The sequence below is a fragment of the Acinetobacter sp. YH12021 genome (assembly GCF_013420145.1).
In the GTDB taxonomy this organism is placed as follows: Bacteria; Pseudomonadota; Gammaproteobacteria; order Pseudomonadales; family Moraxellaceae; genus Acinetobacter; species Acinetobacter towneri.
In genome coordinates this window covers 24,602-46,974 of the sequence record NZ_VOYT01000005.1, presented here as the reverse complement: position 1 = coordinate 46,974, position 22,373 = coordinate 24,602, and the positions used below count along the sequence as shown (strand labels likewise).

The 22,373-nt window shown below is 42.5% G+C and carries 24 protein-coding genes and 4 tRNA genes; 23 read left to right on the top strand and 5 right to left on the bottom strand.

Going from position 1 to position 22,373, the window contains the following annotated elements:
* Nucleotides 1-28 precede the first annotated feature (28 nt).
* Entirely contained in the window at nt 29-1,999 is a 1,971-nt protein-coding gene (locus FTT91_RS06300; RefSeq protein WP_180061197.1) for a DNA primase, read from the top strand.
* Between the two features lie 63 nt (nt 2,000-2,062).
* On the opposite strand, the gene hemA is transcribed toward FTT91_RS06300, so the two are convergent.
* Nucleotides 2,063-3,337 carry a glutamyl-tRNA reductase gene (gene hemA, locus FTT91_RS06295; protein ID WP_180169159.1) on the bottom strand — a complete coding sequence of 425 codons (1,275 nt, stop codon included), beginning with the start codon at nt 3,335-3,337 and terminating at the stop codon, nt 2,063-2,065.
* Between the two features lie 78 nt (nt 3,338-3,415).
* On the opposite strand from hemA, the gene FTT91_RS06290 reads away from it, so the two are divergent.
* The 11 genes from FTT91_RS06290 (at nt 3,416) to panD (ending at nt 9,517) form a co-directional block, all read left to right on the top strand.
* Nucleotides 3,416-5,128: a tetratricopeptide repeat protein gene (locus FTT91_RS06290; protein ID WP_179989237.1), complete on the top strand. Its 1,713-nt coding sequence runs from the start codon at nt 3,416-3,418 to the stop codon at nt 5,126-5,128.
* Nucleotides 5,129-5,136: 8 nt separating this feature from the next.
* A complete protein-coding gene (lolB, locus tag FTT91_RS06285; protein WP_180169158.1) occupies nt 5,137-5,715 on the top strand; it encodes a lipoprotein insertase outer membrane protein LolB in 579 nt (192 codons plus the stop codon).
* Nucleotides 5,716-5,734: 19 nt separating this feature from the next.
* Entirely contained in the window at nt 5,735-6,565 is an 831-nt protein-coding gene (gene ispE / locus FTT91_RS06280; protein ID WP_180169157.1) for a 4-(cytidine 5'-diphospho)-2-C-methyl-D-erythritol kinase, read from the top strand.
* A tRNA-Gln gene (locus FTT91_RS06275) sits at nt 6,564-6,638 on the top strand. The genes ispE and FTT91_RS06275 overlap by 2 nt, the downstream gene beginning before the upstream one ends.
* A 27-nt stretch (nt 6,639-6,665) precedes the next feature.
* Nucleotides 6,666-6,740 (top strand) — tRNA-Gln (locus FTT91_RS06270).
* Nucleotides 6,741-6,759: 19 nt separating this feature from the next.
* Nucleotides 6,760-6,834, top strand: a tRNA-Gln gene (locus tag FTT91_RS06265).
* Between the two features lie 93 nt (nt 6,835-6,927).
* Nucleotides 6,928-7,002 (top strand) — tRNA-Gln (locus tag FTT91_RS06260).
* A gap of 36 nt (nt 7,003-7,038) precedes the next feature.
* Entirely contained in the window at nt 7,039-7,992 is a 954-nt protein-coding gene (locus tag FTT91_RS06255; protein ID WP_004972226.1) for a ribose-phosphate pyrophosphokinase, read from the top strand.
* Nucleotides 7,993-8,093: 101 nt separating this feature from the next.
* Nucleotides 8,094-8,390, top strand: coding sequence for a 50S ribosomal protein L25 (rplY, locus tag FTT91_RS06250; protein ID WP_004972228.1), 297 nt, complete (start codon nt 8,094-8,096; stop codon nt 8,388-8,390).
* 18 nt (nt 8,391-8,408) lie between these two features.
* A complete protein-coding gene (gene pth / locus FTT91_RS06245) occupies nt 8,409-8,990 on the top strand; it encodes an aminoacyl-tRNA hydrolase (RefSeq protein WP_180169156.1) in 582 nt (193 codons plus the stop codon).
* A 146-nt stretch (nt 8,991-9,136) separates the two neighbouring features.
* Complete coding sequence (gene panD, locus FTT91_RS06240; RefSeq protein ID WP_004972232.1) at nt 9,137-9,517, top strand: aspartate 1-decarboxylase; 381 nt, start codon at nt 9,137-9,139, stop codon at nt 9,515-9,517.
* A gap of 102 nt (nt 9,518-9,619) precedes the next feature.
* Here panD and FTT91_RS06235 read toward each other — a convergent pair whose 3' ends face one another.
* On the bottom strand, nt 9,620-10,105 hold the full coding sequence (locus FTT91_RS06235; RefSeq protein WP_131260683.1) for a DUF1289 domain-containing protein: 486 nt from the start codon (nt 10,103-10,105) through the stop codon (nt 9,620-9,622).
* A gap of 217 nt (nt 10,106-10,322) precedes the next feature.
* Here FTT91_RS06235 and FTT91_RS06230 point away from each other — a divergent pair, with 217 nt between their 5' ends.
* The 5 genes from FTT91_RS06230 to FTT91_RS06210 all read left to right on the top strand — a co-directional run bounded on the left by FTT91_RS06230 (nt 10,323) and on the right by FTT91_RS06210 (nt 13,808).
* On the top strand, nt 10,323-11,255 hold the full coding sequence (locus FTT91_RS06230; protein WP_180169155.1) for a rhodanese-related sulfurtransferase: 933 nt from the start codon (nt 10,323-10,325) through the stop codon (nt 11,253-11,255).
* Between the two features lie 342 nt (nt 11,256-11,597).
* Complete coding sequence (locus FTT91_RS06225) at nt 11,598-11,885, top strand: hypothetical protein (protein ID WP_004972238.1); 288 nt, start codon at nt 11,598-11,600, stop codon at nt 11,883-11,885.
* Nucleotides 11,886-11,960: 75 nt separating this feature from the next.
* Complete coding sequence (locus FTT91_RS06220; protein WP_180169154.1) at nt 11,961-12,575, top strand: DedA family protein; 615 nt, start codon at nt 11,961-11,963, stop codon at nt 12,573-12,575.
* Nucleotides 12,576-12,623: 48 nt separating this feature from the next.
* The gene (locus tag FTT91_RS06215) at nt 12,624-13,040 is read left to right on the top strand and encodes an ABZJ_00895 family protein (protein ID WP_180169153.1); all 417 of its coding nucleotides are present in this window, start codon (nt 12,624-12,626) and stop codon (nt 13,038-13,040) included.
* A gap of 225 nt (nt 13,041-13,265) precedes the next feature.
* Nucleotides 13,266-13,808, top strand: coding sequence for a hypothetical protein (locus FTT91_RS06210; RefSeq protein WP_096901027.1), 543 nt, complete (start codon nt 13,266-13,268; stop codon nt 13,806-13,808).
* Nucleotides 13,809-13,913: 105 nt separating this feature from the next.
* Here the strand turns inward: FTT91_RS06210 and FTT91_RS06205 are convergent, their stop codons facing one another.
* Together FTT91_RS06205 and FTT91_RS06200 are read right to left on the bottom strand one after the other, a co-directional pair.
* Nucleotides 13,914-14,438 (bottom strand): YecA family protein, encoded by a 525-nt coding sequence (locus FTT91_RS06205; protein ID WP_004972244.1) that lies wholly within the window; start codon nt 14,436-14,438, stop codon nt 13,914-13,916.
* Nucleotides 14,439-14,506: 68 nt separating this feature from the next.
* Nucleotides 14,507-14,716, bottom strand: coding sequence for a PA3496 family putative envelope integrity protein (locus tag FTT91_RS06200; protein WP_004972246.1), 210 nt, complete (start codon nt 14,714-14,716; stop codon nt 14,507-14,509).
* Nucleotides 14,717-15,089: 373 nt separating this feature from the next.
* Here FTT91_RS06200 and rpoD point away from each other — a divergent pair, with 373 nt between their 5' ends.
* The 6 genes from rpoD to FTT91_RS06170 all read left to right on the top strand — a co-directional run bounded on the left by rpoD (nt 15,090) and on the right by FTT91_RS06170 (nt 21,649).
* Nucleotides 15,090-16,976 (top strand): RNA polymerase sigma factor RpoD, encoded by a 1,887-nt coding sequence (gene rpoD / locus FTT91_RS06195; RefSeq protein WP_004972247.1) that lies wholly within the window; start codon nt 15,090-15,092, stop codon nt 16,974-16,976.
* A 113-nt stretch (nt 16,977-17,089) separates the two neighbouring features.
* Complete coding sequence (locus FTT91_RS06190; RefSeq protein ID WP_004972250.1) at nt 17,090-17,383, top strand: YbeD family protein; 294 nt, start codon at nt 17,090-17,092, stop codon at nt 17,381-17,383.
* A 152-nt stretch (nt 17,384-17,535) separates the two neighbouring features.
* A complete protein-coding gene (lipB, locus tag FTT91_RS06185) occupies nt 17,536-18,192 on the top strand; it encodes a lipoyl(octanoyl) transferase LipB (protein ID WP_004972253.1) in 657 nt (218 codons plus the stop codon).
* 75 nt (nt 18,193-18,267) lie between these two features.
* Nucleotides 18,268-18,801, top strand: coding sequence for a hypothetical protein (locus FTT91_RS06180; protein WP_026438100.1), 534 nt, complete (start codon nt 18,268-18,270; stop codon nt 18,799-18,801).
* A 1-nt stretch (nt 18,802) separates the two neighbouring features.
* Nucleotides 18,803-19,987 carry an iron-containing alcohol dehydrogenase gene (locus tag FTT91_RS06175; protein WP_019837059.1) on the top strand — a complete coding sequence of 395 codons (1,185 nt, stop codon included), beginning with the start codon at nt 18,803-18,805 and terminating at the stop codon, nt 19,985-19,987.
* Nucleotides 19,988-20,254: 267 nt separating this feature from the next.
* Nucleotides 20,255-21,649, top strand: coding sequence for an APC family permease (locus tag FTT91_RS06170; protein WP_131260687.1), 1,395 nt, complete (start codon nt 20,255-20,257; stop codon nt 21,647-21,649).
* A 195-nt stretch (nt 21,650-21,844) separates the two neighbouring features.
* On the opposite strand, the gene FTT91_RS06165 is transcribed toward FTT91_RS06170, so the two are convergent.
* Entirely contained in the window at nt 21,845-22,324 is a 480-nt protein-coding gene (locus FTT91_RS06165) for a tRNA (cytidine(34)-2'-O)-methyltransferase (RefSeq protein WP_004972260.1), read from the bottom strand.
* Between the last annotated feature and the right edge of the window lie 49 nt (nt 22,325-22,373).

Sequence of the window (22,373 nt, the reverse complement as noted above, 5' to 3'; positions counted from 1 at the left end):
ACTACCAAGAGATAACAGACAAAACCGTATGGCCATTCCACAGCACACGATTGATCAAATTTTAGATCGCACTGATATTGTCGATCTGATTAGTCAGCGCGTGAAATTAAAAAAAACTGGTCGTACCTATTCGGGCTGTTGCCCGTTCCATCAGGAAAAAACCCCGTCTTTTCACGTTTACCGTGACAAGCAGTATTATCATTGCTTTGGCTGTCAGGCAAATGGTAACGCCATCCGTTTTTTAATGGATATTGATAACCGCAATTTTGTAGATGTCATGAAAGACTTGGCCAGTCAAACAGGCATCGAACTCCCAAAAGATCAGCACGACAATAAAAAACTCTCTTATAAACGTGAAGCCAAAAAGCCAACACCGATAGCTCAACCCAAACCAACAGCAAAAGACCAGAATGAAACTTCTGCAGCTCAAACCACATCAAGCGAACATACTTTTGAAGCTTCTGGCATCGACTTTGATCCTTTTGCCGAGTTTCAAAGTGCTGAATACGCAAACTCGGAATTTCAGAACTCGGAATTTCAAAACAATGCCGACCCGTTTGCAGGTTTTGAGCAATGGGACACCATGCAGGACACACCTGCACAAGAAGGCAACTTATACGACTTGCTAGAAAATATAGCGCAATATTATGAGCAGCAATTGCCGCACAGCCCTGCCGCGCAACAGTATTTTCAAAAACGTGGTTTAACCGCACAAACCTTGCAGTTTTGGCGCTTGGGTTACGCACCCGAAGATTGGCAGCATTTAGAAAAAGCCTTTCCGCAAGACATTGCAGGTTTAAAACTGCTAGGCTTAATTCGTACCAGTGACAAGGGACGTGACTTCGATTTATTACGTGATCGGGTGATTTTTCCAATCCGTGACAGCAAAGGACGTGTGGTCGGCTTTGGTGGTCGCGCACTTAATGATGAAATCAAACCCAAATACATCAACTCGCCCGATTCGGAAGTGTTTCATAAAAACCAATTGCTCTATGGTTTATATGAAGGACGCAAACAAAAAGCCCAAGATTATTTAATGGTCGAAGGCTATATGGATGTGATTGCCTTGCAGCAATACGGCGTTCATGGTGCTGTAGCGACACTCGGTACAGCCAGTAATACCGATCATTTAAATATTCTGTTCCGCCAAAACAACCGCATTACCATCGCTTTTGATGGCGATGCCGCAGGTCAAAAAGCCGCACGTCGCACACTAGAAATTGCACTACCTTTGCTCAATGATGGACGTGAACTGAAGTTCTTTGTTTTGCCCAATGAGCACGACCCTGACTCACTTATTCGTCGTGAAGGCATCGAAAATTTCCGACGTTTATTAGATCAAGCACCTTTGCTATCAGATTTTGTCTTTGCGCATCTCACCCAAAACCATAATATCAGTACCCCTGAAGGCAAAAGTCAGGTCATGGGTGAACTGCGGCAGTTGACCGAACTTTTGCCCAAAACGGGTTCTTATCGCTATTTGCTGCAACAGTTTTTCCGTGAAAAGTTAGGCTTTAACCGTAAATGGCAGGCACAGACCAATAACGATGCATCTTTGAGTTTTAGCACCAAAGTCGATGCCGAAGAATATGTGATTGCGATTCTAATCAATCACCCGTATTTGTATATTCACTTTGAACCGTTACGTGCGCTGATTCCAAATGATCATCTGCTACACCAAATCTTAAATATTTTAAATACTATTTTTGATGATCTACCCGATGATCCTGAACAAGCCAAATATTATATTTTGGGTGCATGCTCAGCGTATCACTATGAATTACAGCGCATTTTACAACAAGCCAATGTCAGTGATTACACAACTTCTCCTGAGCATGTTGATAAGTTGGCGCAGGATTTTTCAACCAAATTGCAATACGACTGCTTACAGCAAAAAATTCGCTCCAAAAAATTCAGCAGCATTGAAGAAATGAAGCGCTTGAAACATCAAATTTATGAAATTGATAAAAAAAGATCGCTGACCTTGTTAGAGGAATAAGCGATCTGATTAGATTAAGTTTGTATCATCAAAAATCTTTTTTGTGAATCACGTTAATCTTGCTTATTTGCGACGATGTTTGGCAGTCGCTGCTAAATTTTCCTGCATAAACTCAAAACATTCAGGCTCATCACCTTTGGCTGCTTCACGCAATAAAATAGAAGTTGGATGCAGCAGTTTTTGGGTTAAACGATAGGAAAATTCCTGCAGAACCTGTGCAGCATCTTCACCTTTGGCAATACGCGCCATCGCCAAATTTAATTCTTCCTGACGCAAGCTTTCGCCATGTTCACGGTAAGCATGAATGGTCGCACCTGCTTGCTGAACTTTTTGATGGGTCACCAACTCAGTCACAAGCTGATTGACCATTAGCTCTGCTTCCACAGCCGCCTGACGACGCTGCGCCAAGTTTTCATCAATCACGCTTTGCAGGTCATCGACCCCGTACAAATACACGCCATCCAAATTTTCAATTTTAGGATCAATATCACGTGGTACGGCCAAATCGACCAACAACATTTGCTGATAGCGACGTTTCTTTAACGCTGCTTTCACTTCAGGATAAGCAATCACCTGATGCAAACTACCCGTACAGCTTGAAATTACATCAGCGCGGTGTAAATTGGCTACTAACTGATCAAATTCAATAATTTCAACTTCAACCCGATGCGCAATTTCTTGTGCCAAAGTTTCGGCGCGGGCGCGGGTACGGTTACAAATTAAAATTTTAGCGACGCCCATCTCAGCTAAATGCTTCGCTACAAGGCTATTCATTTCGCCTGCTGCCACCACCATCACGGTTAGTTTTTCAGGATGGCTAAATACTTGTAACGCCAGTTGCGCAACCGCATAACCCATAGACACGGCATGGCTGCCTACGGCAGTTTCTGAACGTACCCGTTTGGCAGCATAAAACGCATATTCAAAAATTCGGTTGAGTTGTTGCGAAACCGTATGTGAGTCTTTGGCTAAAGACAGCGCAGTTTTGACCTGACCTAAAATTTGCGGCTCACCCAACATGAGTGAATCTAGCCCACTGGCTACGCGCATTAAATGCGACACCGCCTGTGCATTTTCATAACGATAAACATGACGACTCAATTGCTTCGCATCAATACCATTGACGTGTGCAAGCCAATCCAACACCTGTTCTGGATGTTCAGACATGGCGTAGACTTCGGTACGGTTGCAGGTAGACACCACCACCAAATCATTCAGTTCGGGATGTTGGCTTTGCTCAGCAAGTAAGGCACTTAACTTTTCTGGGTTAAATGCAATTTGCTCGCGCAACTCTACAGAGGCGGTTTGATGGTTGACACCCAATGCAAAGAAAGACATATCAGATCATCATTTCGCTAAATTTATGCTATTGTGCAATAACGGTGTCATAAAAAGCATTACTTGGATCAAGAAAAATTGCGTCAAACAAATAGCCGACCATACGGCGCGACAATTAAGCAATATTCTACCACATTCTTACTGGTCGGTAGCATGGCTTCAGTTGCTCATCTTAGAGCATCTGAAGAAATTTATCATGCAAATTCAAATTATAATGCGGTAAAACAAACCATGGTGGCAGAATTTGCCTTGGCTTATGGCGATATTCCAACTGCATTACACAACTACACGGTCTTGGCAATTAAGAACAATTCGACTTCCATTAAACAACGCGCCCTGAATATTGCCATTGAACAAAATGACCTACGTGCCGCATTAGATATTGCAACACATTGGGTGGTACAAGAACCATCCGATGTCCCTGCACTGTTTTATTTGGCGCACATTGCACTCAAAGCGCATGAATATGACTTGGCTGCAGAAACCTTAGATAAAATTCTAAATATTGATGCCACGGCTGACTTAGAACAAATTTTGGCGGGAATTTCCCCTGAATCTGTAGAAGACCGTGAATTTCTGATTCAAGCCCTGCGCACCAGCAAAGCCAAAGACAATCCATCTATTTTGGTATTGATTGCAGGTTTAAAAGCGCAAAATGGACAATATCAAGCCGCGCTCGACACCATTAACCGAGCGTTGCGCAAACGCCCGAAAGTCACTGGCTATATTTTAATGAAAGCCAATTTGTTGAGCGTACTTGGCAATGAAGAAGAAACGGCAGCTTGGTATGCTAAATCTAGCCGTAAACACAAAAATAATTTTGAAGTCCGTTTAGCCGAAGCCAAATATTTGGTCAAAAAAAATGAAGCAACTTTGGCGCTAACAAAGCTAGAAGCTATTTTAAAAAAATGGCCTACGGAAGATGAAGCCTTATTTATTGCAGGTTTGACCAGTATTGACTTGAAACAATACGAAAAAGCCGAAAAATATTTAGTAGAGTTGCGCTATTCAGCCCAATATCAAAACGAAGCCTATTTCTATTTGGCAGTCAATGCCGAACGTAAACAGCACTTTGAAACAGCCAAAGCCTATTATCGTTTGGTGGATGGTAGCCTCTATACGGTTTCACGTCGCAACATGATCAGTATTTTTGCCCAGCAAGATAAACTGAACGATGCCCTGCGCTTTTTAACGCAGGAACGGGTCAACTATCCGCAGCATGCCAGTTTTTTATATCAGGCACAGGCCGATATTTTAAAACGCATGGACAATAAAAAAGCAGCTCTGCGTTTGTTAGATGAAGCCATCAAAAACCTGCCCGATGATCCTGACCTGATCTATTCAGAAGTCTTACTATTGGATGCACATCAGGAAAAAGACAAACTGGATCAACTGCTCACCAAGTTACTGGAAATTGAGCCGAACAGCCCAACCTATTTAAATGCCTACGCCTATACTCTTGCACTGCAAAATCGTCGTTTGGATGAAGCGCGTCGCTATGTAGAGCAAGCACTTGAGTTTGCACCTGAACAAGCCTCTATTTTAGATACTTTAGGTTATGTCAGCTATTTGCAAAATGACTACACTGCTTCGGCACAGGCTTTGGAAAAAGCCTACGCGCTGAGTCATAGTGCCGCGATTGGCTCACGTTATGCAAAATCGTTGTATATGCAAGGAGATATTCAAAAATTCAGCCAAGTGTTACAACAATTACAACAAAATCATCCGAATGATCCGCAATTGCAACAATTAAATTCGCTATTGTTAGCGCAGCCCGTTAAAAAGAGTTAAGTGATTTTATGCGTTTATTCTCAAAATTAGGTCTTACCCTGTTTGTCAGTACCAGTCTGTTCATCACAGGTTGTCAGCCTTTTGTGCAATCTCCTGCCCATGTTTCACAGCAAGTTGAAGCCGAAAATCAGTTTAACCTGCAAGGCAAAATTGGCGTGCGCACTCCGCAGCAGTCTGGCAGTGCCTTTTTTACTTGGGTGCAGCAGCAACAGCAGTTTGATATTGAACTGAGCGGTATTTTGGGTGTGGGTAAAACGCAAATTAGTGGACAACCGGGACAAGTCACCCTCAACAGTGCCAAAACAGGGTTGATTTATGCCGAAAGTCCTGAAGAACTGTTAGAACAAGCCACAGGTTGGCAAGCGCCCATCACCCACTTGGTCGATTGGGTACAAGCCCGACCTGCAACAGTGAATGCACAAATTCAAAAAGATCCCCAACAGCGCCCGACACAATTTATTGAAGATGGTTGGACAGTCGATTTAAGCTATAACGAAAATGCCCCTTTACCCAACCGCCTGATTTTGAAACAGGCACTTGAGTCAGGGCAGGAAAACCGTATTACAATGCTCATCCAAAATCGTTAATCACTTGCCAATTTTCGCCATGATTCGTGTACCCTCACCTGCTAAATTGAATCTGTTTTTGCACATTACGGGTCGTCGTGAAGACGGCTACCACGAACTGCAAAGTATTTTTCAATTGATTGATTTATATGACTGGCTGGAATTTGAAGTGAATGACACAACTGACATTCACATTCAGGGCTTAAATAGTGTCGATTTAGAGCAAAACCTGATCTACAAAGCCACGCAAATTTTAAAACCATACGCAAAACAAGCCACCGGGTTAAATATTGCGATTGAAAAGCACATCCCAATGGGTGCAGGGCTTGGCGGTGGTTCATCTAATGCGGCAACCACGCTAATTGTTGTCAATCAGCTGTGGCAATGTGGCTTAGAAATCGACCAATTGGCAGAACTAGGCTTACAACTAGGTGCAGATATTCCCATTTTTGTACATGGACGTAATGCATGGGCAGAAGGCATTGGTGAACAGTTAACATTCATAGACTTAGCCCCAAAACAATATATTGTGTTAAAACCTGACTGTTTTATCAGCACTCAACTACTTTTTTCACAAAAAACATTGACAAGAAACACGAAGCCCACTAAATTCTGCGGCTATCAGATAAAGCCATCTGACTTTGGAAATAATTTTGAGCCTGTGGCACGAAATTTATACCCCGAAGTTGATGAAGCAATGCGTTATTTAGACCAATTTGGTCAAGCAAAGCTTACAGGTACAGGTGCTTGTGTCTTTACTGAAGTGACTGCAGAAATGAATGTAGACGACATTTTGGCACACTCACCATGTACTGCGTACGTTGTGAACAGCTTAGATGAATCTCCATTACGACATTTCACAGTACAATAGGGGTATCGCCAAGTGGTAAGGCACCGGTTTTTGATATCGGCATCCGTTGGTTCGAATCCAGCTACCCCTGCCATCTCTTTCACCTGTAGATTACTGTATTAGGGGTATCGCCAAGTGGTAAGGCACCGGTTTTTGATATCGGCATCCGTTGGTTCGAATCCAGCTACCCCTGCCATCTTACAGTGATCAAATCTAGGGGTATCGCCAAGTGGTAAGGCACCGGTTTTTGATATCGGCATCCGTTGGTTCGAATCCAGCTACCCCTGCCATTTTCTCGCATTAGACAGAACCCCCAATATTACCGCTATCCTGTTAATTTACCTTGACAGAACGCAGTAAAAATATTAAAGTTCTGCCGCATTAGGGGTATCGCCAAGTGGTAAGGCACCGGTTTTTGATATCGGCATCCGTTGGTTCGAATCCAGCTACCCCTGCCATCTATTCTTACATACACCAACCGCCAAGGGTGCTTCATGCCCAATCTTGTCGTTTTTAGTGGAACCGCGCATCCACAATTCGCTCAAAAAGTCGTAAGCCACTTGCACATTCCTTTAGGTGCTGCATCAGTTTCTACCTTCTCTGATGGTGAGATTGCTGTAGAGATTACCGAGAATGTCCGTGGTAAAGACGTATTTATCGTACAACCTACTTGTGCGCCAACCAATGACAACCTCATGGAAATCTTGGTGATGGCTGACGCGTTGCGTCGTGCAAGTGCAGGTCGTATTACTGCCGTTATTCCTTACTTCGGTTATGCCCGCCAAGACCGTCGTCCTCGTTCTACACGTGTTCCAATTACCGCTAAAGTGGTTGCAGATATGCTCACCACTGTAGGGATTGACCGTGTAGTGATGATTGACTTGCACGCAGACCAAATTCAAGGTTTCTTCGACATCCCTGTAGACAACATTTATGGTACGCCTGCGCTATTGGCTGACCTGCGTCAACAGTCACACGACAATCTCATGGTAGTTTCACCAGACGTTGGTGGTGTGGTTCGTGCGCGCGCTGTTGCAAAACAAATGGGTGATATCGATCTTGCAATTATCGATAAACGTCGTCAAAAAGCGAATGAATCACAAGTGATGCATTTGATTGGTGATGTAAAAGATCGTGACTGTGTCATTGTAGATGACATGGTGGATACTGCAGGTACATTATGCAAAGCTGCCGATGCACTTAAAACTTTTGGTGCTCGCCGCGTTGTTGCTTATGCTACCCACCCTGTACTTTCAGGCAAAGCGATTGAAAACCTGAAAAATTCTGTGATTGATGAACTGGTTGTTACCGACACCATTCCTCTTTCAGAAGAAGCTCAAGCACTTGGTAAAATTCGCCAAGTATCTGTAGCAAGTATGGTTGCAGAAACAATTCGCCGTATTAACAACGAAGAATCTATTAGCGCAATGTTCGATTCTTATCTATAATAGAGCGCTAAATTTTCAAAGCCCTGCCACTTGGCAGGGTTTTCTATCACTAGATTGGTCGCAGATCTAGTTTATTTAAACTCAAAATAAGGATGTCTATCATGGCAAACTTCGTATTAAACGCTCAAGCGCGTGAAGCAGCTAACCAAGGGAAAGGTGCGAGCCGCCGCCTTCGTCACGCTGCATTAGTTCCAGCTATCATTTATGGTGGCGACGCTGAGCCTGTAACAATCACTTTAGAACTTCGTGAGCTTGTAAAAGCTTTAGAAAGCAATGCTTTCTTTGAAGAAGTTGTAGAAATCAAAGTAGGCGACAAAGTTGAAAACGTGAAAATCCAAGCGTTACAACGTCACCCTGCTAAAAACACACCTATGCACGCTGACTTCAAACGCGCATAAGTGTTCATGGTATAATTAGTGGCTAATATTTCACTGATTGTTGGTTTGGGCAACCCTGGTAAAGAGTATGCCCAAACCCGCCATAATGCAGGCTTCTGGTTTGTAGAACGCCTTGCAGATCAATATGGCATTACATTAAAAGCCGATCCTAAATTTCACGGGATCAGCGGACGTGGTAATATCGAAGGTCAAGACGTTCGTCTGTTATTACCCACAACCTTTATGAATCGTTCTGGTCAAAGTGTTGTTCCCTTCGCCAAATTCTATCAAATTGCACCTGAAGCAATGCTGATTGCTCATGATGAACTGGATATGAACCCAGGGATCATTCGCCTAAAAACGGGTGGTGGTCATGGTGGACATAATGGTTTACGTGACATCGTGCCGCACACAGGTCCAAACTTCCATCGTTTACGCATTGGTATTGGGCATCCGGGTTCAAAAGAACGCGTGTCTGGTCATGTACTGAGCAAAGCACCAAGTAGCGAGCAAATTTTAATGGATGATGCACTTGCACATGCATTAGGTCGTATCAAGTTACTGGTCAATGGCGAAGTACAACAAGCCATGAATCAAATCAATGCCTATAAACCGAACTGATGAATCCACAATTGTTGAACAATCACACTTGCCATGTCGCAATTTTCAGAGCAAAATGCGCTTTCTGCTCGGAACTGACATCCAGCAAGCAGTGTTTGAATTCAACCATAAGATAAAATCTTAGGTCCACTAAGGAGACGCTCACCATGCTATCTCGTTTATTAAAATGCAAAATCCACCGTGCTTTTGTAACTCATGCAGAACTTCACTACGAAGGTTCATGTGCAATTGACGGAACACTCATGGATTTGGCTGGCATTCGTGAATATGAAGAAATCCACGTATGGAACGTGACCAATGGTAAGCGCTTCACAACTTATGCAATTCGTGGTGAAGACAACTCAGGCATCATTTCAGTCAATGGTGGTGCTGCACACCAAGCCGATGTAGGCGATATTATTATTATCGCAACCTTTGGTGACTTCACTGAAGCAGAAGCCAATGCACACGAACCACGTTTGGTCTATGCAAACCCAGACAATACCGTGAGCCACACTGCAAACTGTATTCCTGTACAAGTGGCTTAAGCCACTCCTGTACAAAATAAAAAACTCGCAGATTTTGCGAGTTTTTTTTATGGCTCAATAAAGTCATCTACTCTTTACAGACCCCATAGCAAGACTTACAAATTAGTCATCGTGCAAGCTATGCAATAAGCTATGGCTGATACCATCAGCTCTTAAAAATGCAAAATCATAACTTGCAGTTGCAAGTGCCAACACGCGACGCTCAAATTCCTGCCACAGAGGTCGCACTTCTTTGTAGTGAATGCCCAAGCCGCTTTCATCGGTAAAATGTCGATTTTTTTCACAAATTTTCAGTGCGTGATACAGCTTACGCCCTTTTGAAGCATCATCGCGTAAACGCACACGCTTAGAGCGGATAAACCCTTCGACATGACGCAAGTCAGCAAAAGGCAACATAGGCACTAAAATCTGATCAAGCTGTGCATCTAAACGACGCCAAACGGCAGTGTGTTGTTCAGGCGTATAACTGTTCCATTGAATCACTTCATGGTTAAAGCGACGGCAACCTCGACAGACAGCATCACCAAACACCGTAGAACAACGACCTGCACACGGGGTTAAAGTGGCAATTTGACGATCCTTACTCAACACAACACTCCAATATTTAACAACACCTGTTGGCGCATCAACATGAACACAACATTCTTCTTTGAAACGAGTGGCATCATACCCCGTTCTGCTACATTTTTAAAATGTTGTGTCGTGCTTTAAAACCATGTACCGCACTCGGTTTTCTCGCATATTCACACAAAGCAGGTTAGAATATGCGCCTTAAATTTTTGTCTTTCATCTATTGGAGTACTCCATGAACGCTACTGTAGAACAGCTTGCACCTGTAGAACAGCCAGCGACCACGACTTGGGTTGTTGCCGCACTTTATCAATTCAAAGAAGTTGCAGATCCTGCCGATCTTCAACAACGCTTATTAGATTTGGTAAATTCAATCAACCTTTGCGGTACTCTTATTGTGGCAGGTGAAGGCATTAATGGAACTGTAGCGGGTGATCGTGCCGCGATTGATCAAGTTCACCAATTTCTGTTGAATGAAGGCTTTACTTCAATGGAATACAAAGAGTCGCACAGCTCTGAAAAGCCATTCCGTAAAATGAAAATCAAGCTGAAAAAAGAAATTGTGACTTTGGGTGTAGAAGTAAAACCACGTGATTTAGTCGGTCACTACCTAGACCCGAAAGAATGGAATGAACTGATTGCCCGTGACGATGTCATTCTGATTGATACCCGTAATGACTATGAATACAAAGCAGGAACGTTTAAGGGCGCAATTGACCCGAAAACTGAAACGTTCCGTGAATTTCCAGAATATGTGAAACAAAACCTAGAACAGCATAAAGATAAAAAAATTGCGATGTTCTGCACAGGCGGGATTCGTTGTGAGAAATCGACCTCGTTATTGTTGCAAGAAGGTTTTACCGAGGTTTATCACTTAAAAGGTGGCGTACTTAAATACTTAGAAGAAACACCAGCAGATGAAAGCTTATGGGAAGGTGAATGTTTCGTATTTGATGGCCGTACTGCGGTGACACATGGTATGCAAGAAGGTCAAAACACCAAATGTCATGCTTGCGGTTGGCCATTACTGCCTGAAGAAGTTGAATTACCAAGCTATGAACACGGTGTATCTTGTGTGTACTGTATTGATAAAACCAGTGAGAAACAAAAAGAAGGTTTCCGTATGCGCCAATCACAAATTGCCGCAGCTAAACGTAAACGTCTGTAATCCGTACAGGCTCATACACATCAACAAGGTCTAACAAAAGCCATGTTGATGTTGTATCGACCACTCTAATCATATTGAAAAAGTCCTCATCCAGTATGGGGATTTTTTATGTCTACATATATGCTTCACGCAAGATTACATAGAACATAAAAATACAACGCTTGTTTACCAAGCATTGCGCAATATCCCCAGATTGGGTGATAGCATTCAATCAAAATAAGCCACAAAATCTGTGGCTATATTGGTGCAGATGTTTAGCACAAACTCAACATCTCCCATAACCCAAAATTCAAGGATCGTTATGTATTCCTAAATTTATATGCCGCAATCAGGAGTGACGCTATGCCTAAAACAACAATTTCAAATTCAATGCACACACTACGTTTTACGCCTGTAAAATCTGTGACTGCTGCGCATAGCACAACAATGCAAGATTGTTTGGAACATGAGTCACATACTTTTATTGTGGCTTTAGGTGCAATTTTAGGCGGTATTATTGCGGCATTTGTTGGCTATCATCTACAAGCGCATTTCTTGAATTACGCCCTGCTCTGTGCCATTCCTATACTTGTGGCATATAGCTTAAGACGTGTATATATCTATACCCTGACCCATGCAGAGCTTGATTAAGTCTAAATTGCGCAAGACTTTACTGTTCGTCCAATACTGCTTAGGATAGAAGCACTTTTCTAAAGCACAACCTGCATGAACTTAACTGAATGGATTATTTCCATTATGGAACAACTGGGCTACCTTGGTATTGCCCTGTTAATGTTTCTGGATAATGTTTTTCCACCCGTTCCTTCTGAAATTATTATGCCCTCTGCAGGCTATTCTGCATCGCAAGGGCAATTACTGCTATTGGGTGTCATCATTGCAGGCTGTATCGGCTCGTTGTTCGCAGCGGCAGTGTTATATTGGGTAGGTTATCGCTGCAAACATAAAAGTATTTACCACTGGGTCAATCGCTACGGTAAATATCTATGGATTAAAGAACAAGACGTCCGAAACTCCCTGCATTGGTTTGAACAATATGGACATCGGATTGTATTTTTTGGGCGCATGATTCCCGCTATTCGTTCTCTCATCAGTATTCCTGCAGGCATGAGCCACATGCCATTTTGGAAATTTATGTTTTATAGTGGTTTAGGCACAATTATTTGGACCACTTTTTTAGCTTGCTTGGGTTATTATTTTGGTGAAAACCAACAATTGATGCAGCAAATTTTCAGTCAGGTCAGCCATGTCATTATAGGCTTGGTGCTCTTAGTCATCGCCATTATTTTATACCGTAGGTATAAACGTAAAATGCGTGACTAATGCTTGTGTTGCTGCGCAATTGAATCAATTTTTTGGGGAAAATCAGACATGAAACCATATTTATTATTTTTTGCTGCGGTTTACAGTATTGCGCTGGTCTTACTCATCACCGTATTGATTTTTGGTCTGAACTTAGGTGGCTTGACCTTGCTCCCTGCATTAATTGCCGCAGCATTCATTAGCGCAGGACATTTTGTCAAAAAAGAACAACGCTTACCGAGCGGTGATGAAAAAATTCAACTGGTTTGGGGCTCAAGTGCGGTGGCAATTATTATTGGTAGCTTCTTTGTGTTTTTCTTGGTGCTGATGAATCCGAATGCAGAAGCCATTTTAAAAGCTGCAGATAAAGCAGGACTAGCACTGGCTGCGGTGGTGATGCTGTGTTTGATTGCGATTCATGGTGCAGTTTTTCATGTTGCCTATGGTTGGTATGCAAACCGTTATTATCAAAAAAAGTACTTATAAGCTTACCTAAAGTACGTATTTCACACTGAACCGCAACATCAAACACTTAAAATCAACATCAGGCTGATATATCACACATAAATTTACGTCTGACATGCGCTGTAACTGAAATGCATTCTGAATAGGCTATAAGCCTACATTGTAGCAGCGTAGATTAAGCCTATTCATAGCGATTTATGAATATAGGAACGCTATAACGCATACAAAGATAAAAAGGTGATTCGAATGTCAGATTTTGAACGCAATGAAAAAATTGACCGTGATGTGGTTAAGAACTTACCAAAAGAAGAACGTGATCGCTTAAATGCCGATCCAATTACAGGAGAACCTGGTGCACACCCTGTCGGTACTGGTTTAGGTGCTGTTGGCGGTGCGGCTACTGGTGCAACAGTAGGTGCGCTGGGTGGTCCAGTAGGTGCTGTGGTCGGTGGTGCTGTAGGCGCTGTAGTGGGTGGTTTGGCAGGTAAAGGTGCAGCAGAAGTTGTGAACCCTACCGAAGAAGAAGCTTACTGGCGTACCAATAGCTTAAATACAACCTACTTTACAGAAACACGCAACCATTATCATGATTTAGATTATGATCGTGACTATCAAAATGCCTATCGCATTGGTTATGAAAACCGCCCACATTATGATACGCACACACGTTTCGAAGATGTTGAGCCCGATCTAAGAAGCAAATGGGAGCAAATTAAAGGCAGTTCACGCTTAACGTGGGAACAAGCTAAATTTGCTGTCAAAGATGCTTGGGATCGTGCGACACGCTAATTGGTAACATGATCATTGAAGCGCCATAATAAAAAACGCACTGCGATTTGCGCAGTGCGTTTTTTTTATGAGGATTACATATTACACAATATGTAAACCAAGCCATTAATCAGGCGTGTGGTACATCAAATATAATTCATTCAGGTTTTCAGGAATTTCTTCTGCAATTTCGTCCATTAACTGACCATTGCGACGGAAAGATTCCATTTGTGGATCTTCTTCATCAATGCCGCTAAACACCATCATTGGCAAAGTTAAATCAACCAATTGCTCTTCAAATTCAGGCGTAAACCATGCTTCTTCGTTTAAGAACATCGCATCGACAAAGCCAACGCTCCAATCACCCAAACTTGAATCAACTTCTGCTTCTTCAATTTCAAATGGAAACTCAATGCCTTCTTCATTGGCTAAACTTTGGCGAATGCTTTCTAACCAAGCCTGAATTTGCGCAATAATTTCAGCAGGCACTTTCTTTTGGTTGCCTTCAAACAATTCATTTAACCATGGGTCAAATTGAGGTCCAACTGCAATGGCACACAAGAAACCATGCGTTGCAGCGAAGTCTAGACCATACTCGTTTTGGTCACCATCTAGATATTCACTTAACAGGTCTAAATCTAAAGCAGTCATTTCAAATCCATCGGTGTCAATTTAGGGGTGTAGCATAGCATTTTCAATGCCAGATACAGTACCTGATTTTAGTCATCTTCATCGTCAAAATCGTCGTCATCGTCAAAATCATAATCAAAATCTTTGAGCTCACGTTCCAAACGACGTTGTGCGAGTAAATCATCAATCAAACGGCGCTTTTCTAAAGATTCTTTCGCGCTTATTTTGTTTGATGCCTCATCGAAATTAACATCATCATCACCGTAGTTATCATCTAGTTCAAAATCTGTAGAAGACACTAAAACTACCTCAGAATGAAAAAATGTGAAGGGTCTAGCCGCTATTTATCTGCCTTTATAAATATTGTCAAGTTTTATTTATTTTTTTCAAAAAACTGCAACATAGACAGCTTGCAACATTGCGGCAAATTTGTGTATTTATGAACAAGTTAGTATCATTATTTGAGATTCGCCCCAATCATAAAAATATTTTGCGGGCAAAAAGGAAATTGACTTGAAAAACAGTAATGAAGCCCCATATTCCTATCACATTCTTCATTCAAACATCATTTTAAAATCATGCTTGATTGATCAATTCACCCCCTATTTAAAGCGAATTGTGCTATCATGCACGGTTTTTCACTGCCACAGATTCAACGAAGAGTAAGCAAAGATGAGCGATATGAATTCCCCTACTTCGCAAGTAGCGGCTCTGATTAGCCGAGGCAAAGAGCAAGGTTACCTAACTTACGCTGAGGTTAACGATCATCTCCCGGACTCAATCACAGAAAGCGAGCAGATTGAAGACATTATTCAAATGCTTCAAGACGTCGGTATTCCTGTGCATGAACGTGCGCCTGAATCTGATGATGCAATGTTCGAGGATAATGCGGAAGCTGCCGACGAAGTTGCTGAAGAAGAAGCTGCAGCGGTACTTGCCTCTGTAGAAAATGAGCCTGGTCGCACCACAGACCCTGTGCGTATGTATATGCGTGAAATGGGTACGGTTGAGCTGTTAACGCGTGAAGGTGAAATTAGCATTGCGAAACGTATTGAAGAAGGGATTCGCGATGTACTTCACTCGATTGCCTACTGGCCAAACGCAGTGCAAGTGGTACTGCAAGAATATAAAGATTATGAAGCAGGCGAACGTCGCCTTGCCGATATTTTATCAGGTTATTTAGACCCTGAAACCGATGAAGAAATTCCAGAAGTTTTAGAAGACGAAGCCGATTTAGACAAAGAAGAAGACACCAGCAACAAACCAACCAAAGACGTCAAACTTGATGATGACGATGAGGAAGAAGAAGCTGAAGCCGAAGAAGAATCTGAAGCAGATTCAGGTCCAGACCCAGAAATTGCAAGAATGCGTTTTGGTGAATTGGAACAGGCTTATCTTGCAAAAATTGCTGCCATTGAAAAACATGGTCGTGAAAGTGCCGAAGCTCAAGAGGCTTTAGAAGCTTTAGCGACTGTATTCATGATGTTTAAATTTACGCCACGTTTATTCGATATTATTTCGGAAATGATTCGTGGTACACATGAACAAATTCGTACTGCTGAACGTGAAGTGATGCGTTATGCGGTGCGTCGTGGTCGTATGGATCGTACTCAATTCCGTACCTCATTCCCAGGTCAGGAATCTAACTTTGCTTGGTTAGACGAGCACATTGCCAAAGCACCTGCCGACCAAAAAGGCTATTTGGAAAAAGTACGTCCAGATATTTTGGCGTTCCAACAAAAAATTGCCGACATTGAAAAAGAGTTAGGCTTAGATGTTAAAGGCATCAAAGAAATTTCTAAGCGTATGGCAGTAGGCGAAGCCAAAGCCCGTCGTGCGAAGAAAGAAATGGTTGAAGCCAACTTGCGTCTGGTTATTTCGATTGCAAAAAAATACACCAACCGTGGTTTACAATTCCTAGACTTGATTCAGGAAGGTAACATCGGCTTGATGAAAGCGGTAGACAAGTTCGAATACCGTCGTGGTTATAAGTTCTCGACTTATGCAACATGGTGGATTCGTCAGGCGATTACCCGTTCTATTGCCGACCAAGCGCGTACCATTCGTATTCCAGTACACATGATCGAAACCATTAACAAGATCAACCGTGTATCGCGTCAATTGCTTCAGGAAATGGGTCGTGAACCGACTCCAGAAGAATTAGGCGAACGCTTGGAAATGGATGAAGTTAAAGTTCGTAAAGTTCTGAAAATTGCCAAAGAGCCGATTTCTATGGAAACGCCAATTGGTGATGATGAAGATTCACATTTGGGTGACTTCATTGAGGACAGCAACATCACCTCACCTGTTGATGCGGCAACCTCTGAAGGCTTAAAAGAAGCGACCCGTGAAGTGCTTGAAAACTTGACTGAACGTGAAGCCAAAGTTCTGAAAATGCGTTTTGGTATTGATATGCCAACCGATCATACTTTGGAAGAAGTTGGGAAGCAGTTTGATGTGACCCGTGAACGTATCCGTCAGATTGAAGCCAAAGCCTTACGTAAACTTCGTCACCCTTCTCGTTCTGAACACTTACGCTCGTTCTTGGAAAATGACTAAGATTGCTGCATAAATGAGCTATTGAAATTTTTAAATTCAGCCTCATTTATTCAACAAGACAAAAAACGCCTGCCCTATGCAGGCGTTTGATATAGAGATAGAGACACACGCTTATGACGTTATTCAACCGTACCCCATCTCGTGAACTACAAGAGCATCTTTGGGTGTTTCCAATGGATTACCCAATTAAACTCATTGGTGACGCGGGTGATGAACTGCGTATTGCTGTGCTTGAAATTTTAGTGAAGCACTTCCCTGAGTTTGATGCACAAAGCATCAGCATTACCCCATCACGCACAGGCAAGTATCATTCAATTACAGCACAATTGCGTTTTGAAGAATTGGAACAAGTGCATGCCATTTATGCAGATTTGGCAGCTTGCCCACTGATTAAAACTGCATTGTAATTTTGTAGATTGATTTTCAAATAACACGCTTTCGGGCGTGTTTTTTGTTTCTGCGCTGCCAAAATCTTATTCAATCCACAAATCCCCTACAGCCGCCACATTTTCGTATAATAAAATCAATTTCTTGCTTTTATGGATAGGACTGCATCACTGTGGATACTGCACAACGGCCAAACCTGATTATTCGTCAATATCATGACCTGACTGACTATCAAGCTCGCTTTCAGGAAATGAAAGACTGGACTGAACAACGTGATGCAGACAGCCCTGACCAACTCTGGATTTTGCAACATCCGAATGTACTGACCCAAGGGCAAGCAGGCAAAGCCGAACATATTTTAATGGCGACAGATATTCCTGTGGTACAGACTGATCGTGGTGGTCAAGTCACATGGCATGGCCCAGGCCAATTGGTCGCCTACTTCATGTTTGACCTGAACCGTTTAGGCTGGAATGTCCGTACTTTGGTATCTTATGCTGAAAACTTGATGATTGAGCTGCTTAAAAAATACGGCATTGAAGCCTATGCCAAAGCAGATGCACCAGGGGTATATGTCAATGAACGAAAAATTGGCTCACTCGGTTTTAAAATTCGTAAAGGCCGTAGTTATCACGGTTTAGCCCTCAATATTGATTGTGACTTGACTGGTTTTCAAAGTATCAACCCTTGCGGCTATGCAGGTTTGGAAATGGTACGTGTGATGGATTTAGTCAATGACTATCCACATTTTGAAAACTTCTGCGCAGATATCATTGAAACTTTACAAAACAGCGGTTACTTTAATGACGTTCAAGTCATTCACGTATAAATGGCTTTCTTTTCAATAAGAAATAAAATAGAGTATTTACTCTAAATAATGATTTATAACACAGGGATTCAGCGCGTGATTTCAACTAAATCTGTGAAACCCGCTTTGCAACTGGCCTATGTCAAACTCATGATGGATGTGATTGGCAGAGGTTTAGTCATGGCAAGTCAGGTCGATGAAGAAATTAAACAAGAAGTTGCCAAATTTCCCAGCAACTTTGTGTTGTCTATGAAAGTTTTTCCGAATGGTCCAGCCTTTGTTGCCAAAGTCACTGCAGATCATCAATTAGAACTGTTACAGAATACGGCACAAAAACCCGATTTAACCATTACCTTTAAACACTTAAATCATGCATTTTTAGTGTTTTCATTTCAGGAAAGTACCGCACAGGCCTTTGCGCATGACCGCATGATTGCCGATGGTGATGTGTCTTATGCAATTCGCTTGGTACGTTGCCTGAACAAAATGGAAGCACTGATCTTGCCTAAATTACTGGCAGAACTGGCGGTAAAACAATATCCGACTGAACTCAGCTTAAAAGAAAAACTATCAGGTGCAGCCAATATCTATCTAAAAGTTGCCCAATCTTATTTCAAACGGAGTGCATAACATGGCGAAGCCTTATTACGAATTTTTTTGCCCAGTCAAAGTCATTGCAGGTCATGCCGCGCTTGAACATATTCCGTTTGAATTGGCGACACTCGGTTCGCAGCGTCCAATGATCATTACCGACAAAGGTGTGCGTTCCAACAATTTGCTTGCACCGATTGAAGCGGCTTTTGAATCTACCGATGCCGTGATTGGCTATGTTTTTGATGATGTCCCGCAAGATTCAAGTGTGGCAACAGTGCGTCGTGCGGCACAGTTGTACCGTGAAAATAACTGTGATGCCATTATCGCGGTGGGTGGCGGTTCAGTAATTGACACTTCTAAAGCCACCAATATTTTAGTCAGCGAGGGCGGTGATGACTTATTGCAATATTCAGGTGCGCATAACTTACCACGCCCACTGAAACCTTTTTTTGTGATTCCAACCACATCTGGAACAGGTTCAGAAGTGACTATGGTTGCGGTGGTATCCGACACAGAAAAGAACGTCAAAATGCCATTTGCATCGTATTACTTAATGCCACATGCAGCCATTTTAGACCCGCGTATGACGCAAACTTTGCCACCACATTTAACAGCAATGACGGCTATGGATGCCATGACGCACGCCATTGAGGCTTATAGTTGCATGGCAGCCAACCCAATTTCTGATGCTTATGCCACTGCAGCAATTAAAAAAATCAGCAATAACCTGTTCAATGTATTAGACAACCCAAGCGATGAACAAGGCCGTTTGGAACTGGCACAAGCATCGACTATGGCGGGGATTGCGTTTTCAAACTCTATGGTCGGGTTGGTGCATTCCTTAGGTCATGCCTTGGGTGCTGTGGCACATTTGCCACATGGACTGTGCATGAATTTATTCTTGCCATACGTGTTGGAATACAACAAAGACGTCAATGCCGATAAAATTGCCGAGCTACTATTACCTTTGGCTGGCGCAGACGTCTATGCACAAACCCCTGCACATTTACGTGCCGATAAAACCATTTCGACACTCTTAGCCATTCGTGACCGCTTATATGCACTGACTAAATTGCCACGCACTTTACAAGAAACTGGTAAAGTCAGCGAAGCACAATTAGATGAAGTCGCTGAAAAAGCCCTGAACGATGGTTCGATTATTTACAACCCGAAAGAAGCCAATTTAGAAGAACTCAAAGCCATCTTAAAAAAGGCTTGGTAATTCCTACAAAATAGGCGAACATAGCCGAAAATCTAGCCTGATGTTTTTCTAAACATCGGGCTTTTCATTGGTAGACTGCTGCGTCTGATGTTTTTTCATCAATATGGCGTTTTTTCTGCTAAAAAAGAAAGCAAAGATACTGACAAAGCGCGTCATTATGGAGTAGATTGGCGCGTTTTTACTTTTTATGTAGGGGGGATTGTTCGTCTCAAACAATCCTGAACAAACATGACTGATCCTTGATCAACGATTAAGAGGATAACGCCGTTGACAAATATCTCTGGGACTCAATCGGCAGCTAAACTGCAAAAAACGCTAGGACTCTGGCACATTATTATTATTGGTTTAGCCTACATTCAACCGATGACGTTATTCGACACTTTCGGCTTAGTATCGGAAGAAAGTCATTTTCACGTACCCACATCTTATATTTTTGCACTGGTTGCCATTCTTTTAACTTCTTTAAGTTATGGTCACATGATTCGTCGTTATCCTTCTTCTGGGTCGGCGTATACCTATGCACAAAAATCGATTCATCCCAACGTTGGTTTTATGGTGGGTTGGTCATCTTGGCTAGATTATTTACTCTCCCCAATGGTCAACATCATCTTGGCGGTGATTTATCTGGAAGCCTTATTCCCTGATGTGAATCACTGGATTTGGGTGGTGGTACTCACGGCATTTATGACGGGTGTCAACTTGCGTGGCGCGCGTTTTGTCGCCAACTTTAACAGTATGATCGTTTTGGTACAGTTGGTGGTCATTGGCGTATTTACATGGATGATGTACACCAAACTTCAGGCAGGCTTCAATGCCGATGGTCCAATTACTGCCGAGCAACGTTATCAGTTATGGAGCTTAGAACCTTTCTGGAATGAACTTACTTCGGTAGGCGCATTGATTACAGGTGCAACCCTACTCTGCTTCTCATTTACAGGTTTTGACTCACTCAGCTCACTTGCAGAAGAAACCAAAGACACTGAAAAAACCTTACCGAAGGCAATGTTCTTAACTGCGCTAATTGCGGGTGTAATTTTTATTGTCAGCACCTATTTCATGCAGATTTTCTTCCCAAATGAACCGGGCAGCTACTTTAAAAATATTGCAGAAACGCAGCCAGAAATTCTGCTCTTGGTAGGCGGCTCGCTGTTCCAGTCTTATGTGCTTGCCTTTGCTATTGTAACGGTAATGGCATCTGGTATTTCGGCTCATGCAGGCGTTTCGCGTTTAATGTACGTGATGGGTCGTGATGGCGTGATTAACAAAAAAATCTTTGGTCATATCAGCCCACGTAGCTATACACCTTCATACAATATTTTAATTGTAGGTGCTGTGGCGTTAACTGCTGGTTTTATGAACTTGGATTTTGTCATTTCATTAATCAGTTTTGGTGCCCTCACCGCATTTAGCTTTGTGAATTTATCGGTGATTTCACGTTATGCGCTACGTGATGGTCGCACCAAAGGCTTTAAAGACATTCTCAATTTTGTGATCGTACCGTTGTGCGGCTTTATTGCAGTCTTTGCTTTATGGCTCGAAGTCGATGAAACTTCATTGAAGTATGGCTTATGGTGGGCGATGTTTGGGGTTTTATACCTCGGTTATAAAACCAAAGGCTTTAAACACCCTGCTCCGCAGCACAATGAGTTTGATGATCGCTAAGACAAATAGCATCTCAACCTCTTAAGATCAGGCGCTTTATGCGCCTTTTCTTATGCCTCAAATGGGTTTCAGCTTTAAAGCAGCAAAATAGCGAAAATAAAAAAGCTGAGTACAATTTTGTCTCAGCTTTTTATCTATCAATGCATACAATTACGATGAAGATCGCATCAAATTTGAAATGAATTGATGCTCAAATTAGAGCAATGCTTTAAAACCTTGCTGACGCCATGCCTCATACACAATCACAGCCGTTGCATTGGACAAGTTTAAACTACGTGAGTTTTCTGCCATGGGTAAACGAATCCAGTGCTGCTGCGGAAACAACATGCGTACGGCTTCTGGCAAACCGCGTGTTTCAGGCCCCATCAACAAGGCAACAGGTCGGTTTAAATCCGAAGTATGTGGTGTTTCTGTGCCTTTGGTGGTTAATGGATAAATCGCATCTAAACCCACGCCTTTGCTGTCTAAATCAGCCAAGCATTGCTCAAGATTGTCCCAAATCTGCATACGTGCCCATTCGTGATAATCCAAACCTGCACGTTTCAGCTTTTTATCATCCAACTCAAAACCTAATGGCTTAATCAAATGTAATTGCGCACCTGTATTGGCACACAAACGAATGATATTTCCTGTATTGGCTGGAATTTCAGGCTCATATAAAACAACGTGGATCACAAATTTTCTCTACTTTTCACAATCCCTCCCCAGCTCCCTTTAGAAAATG

Excerpts from the sequence above, each read along its gene's own strand:
- FTT91_RS06230 (WP_180169155.1), top strand. The coding sequence starts at position 10,323 with ATGAACGCTACTGTAGAACAGCTTGCACCTGTAGAACAGCCAGCGACC.
- FTT91_RS06225 (WP_004972238.1), top strand. The coding sequence starts at position 11,598 with ATGCCTAAAACAACAATTTCAAATTCAATGCACACACTACGTTTTACG.
- FTT91_RS06220 (WP_180169154.1), top strand. The coding sequence starts at position 11,961 with ATGAACTTAACTGAATGGATTATTTCCATTATGGAACAACTGGGCTAC.
- FTT91_RS06255 (WP_004972226.1), top strand. The coding sequence starts at position 7,039 with ATGCCCAATCTTGTCGTTTTTAGTGGAACCGCGCATCCACAATTCGCT.
- rplY (WP_004972228.1), top strand. The coding sequence starts at position 8,094 with ATGGCAAACTTCGTATTAAACGCTCAAGCGCGTGAAGCAGCTAACCAA.
- FTT91_RS06300 (WP_180061197.1), top strand. The coding sequence starts at position 29 with ATGGCCATTCCACAGCACACGATTGATCAAATTTTAGATCGCACTGAT.
- lolB (WP_180169158.1), top strand. The coding sequence starts at position 5,137 with ATGCGTTTATTCTCAAAATTAGGTCTTACCCTGTTTGTCAGTACCAGT.
- ispE (WP_180169157.1), top strand. The coding sequence starts at position 5,735 with ATGATTCGTGTACCCTCACCTGCTAAATTGAATCTGTTTTTGCACATT.
- hemA (WP_180169159.1), bottom strand. The coding sequence starts at position 3,337 with ATGTCTTTCTTTGCATTGGGTGTCAACCATCAAACCGCCTCTGTAGAG.
- FTT91_RS06210 (WP_096901027.1), top strand. The coding sequence starts at position 13,266 with ATGTCAGATTTTGAACGCAATGAAAAAATTGACCGTGATGTGGTTAAG.
- FTT91_RS06215 (WP_180169153.1), top strand. The coding sequence starts at position 12,624 with ATGAAACCATATTTATTATTTTTTGCTGCGGTTTACAGTATTGCGCTG.
- panD (WP_004972232.1), top strand. The coding sequence starts at position 9,137 with ATGCTATCTCGTTTATTAAAATGCAAAATCCACCGTGCTTTTGTAACT.
- rpoD (WP_004972247.1), top strand. The coding sequence starts at position 15,090 with ATGAGCGATATGAATTCCCCTACTTCGCAAGTAGCGGCTCTGATTAGC.
- FTT91_RS06205 (WP_004972244.1), bottom strand. The coding sequence starts at position 14,438 with ATGACTGCTTTAGATTTAGACCTGTTAAGTGAATATCTAGATGGTGAC.
- FTT91_RS06190 (WP_004972250.1), top strand. The coding sequence starts at position 17,090 with ATGACGTTATTCAACCGTACCCCATCTCGTGAACTACAAGAGCATCTT.
- FTT91_RS06175 (WP_019837059.1), top strand. The coding sequence starts at position 18,803 with ATGGCGAAGCCTTATTACGAATTTTTTTGCCCAGTCAAAGTCATTGCA.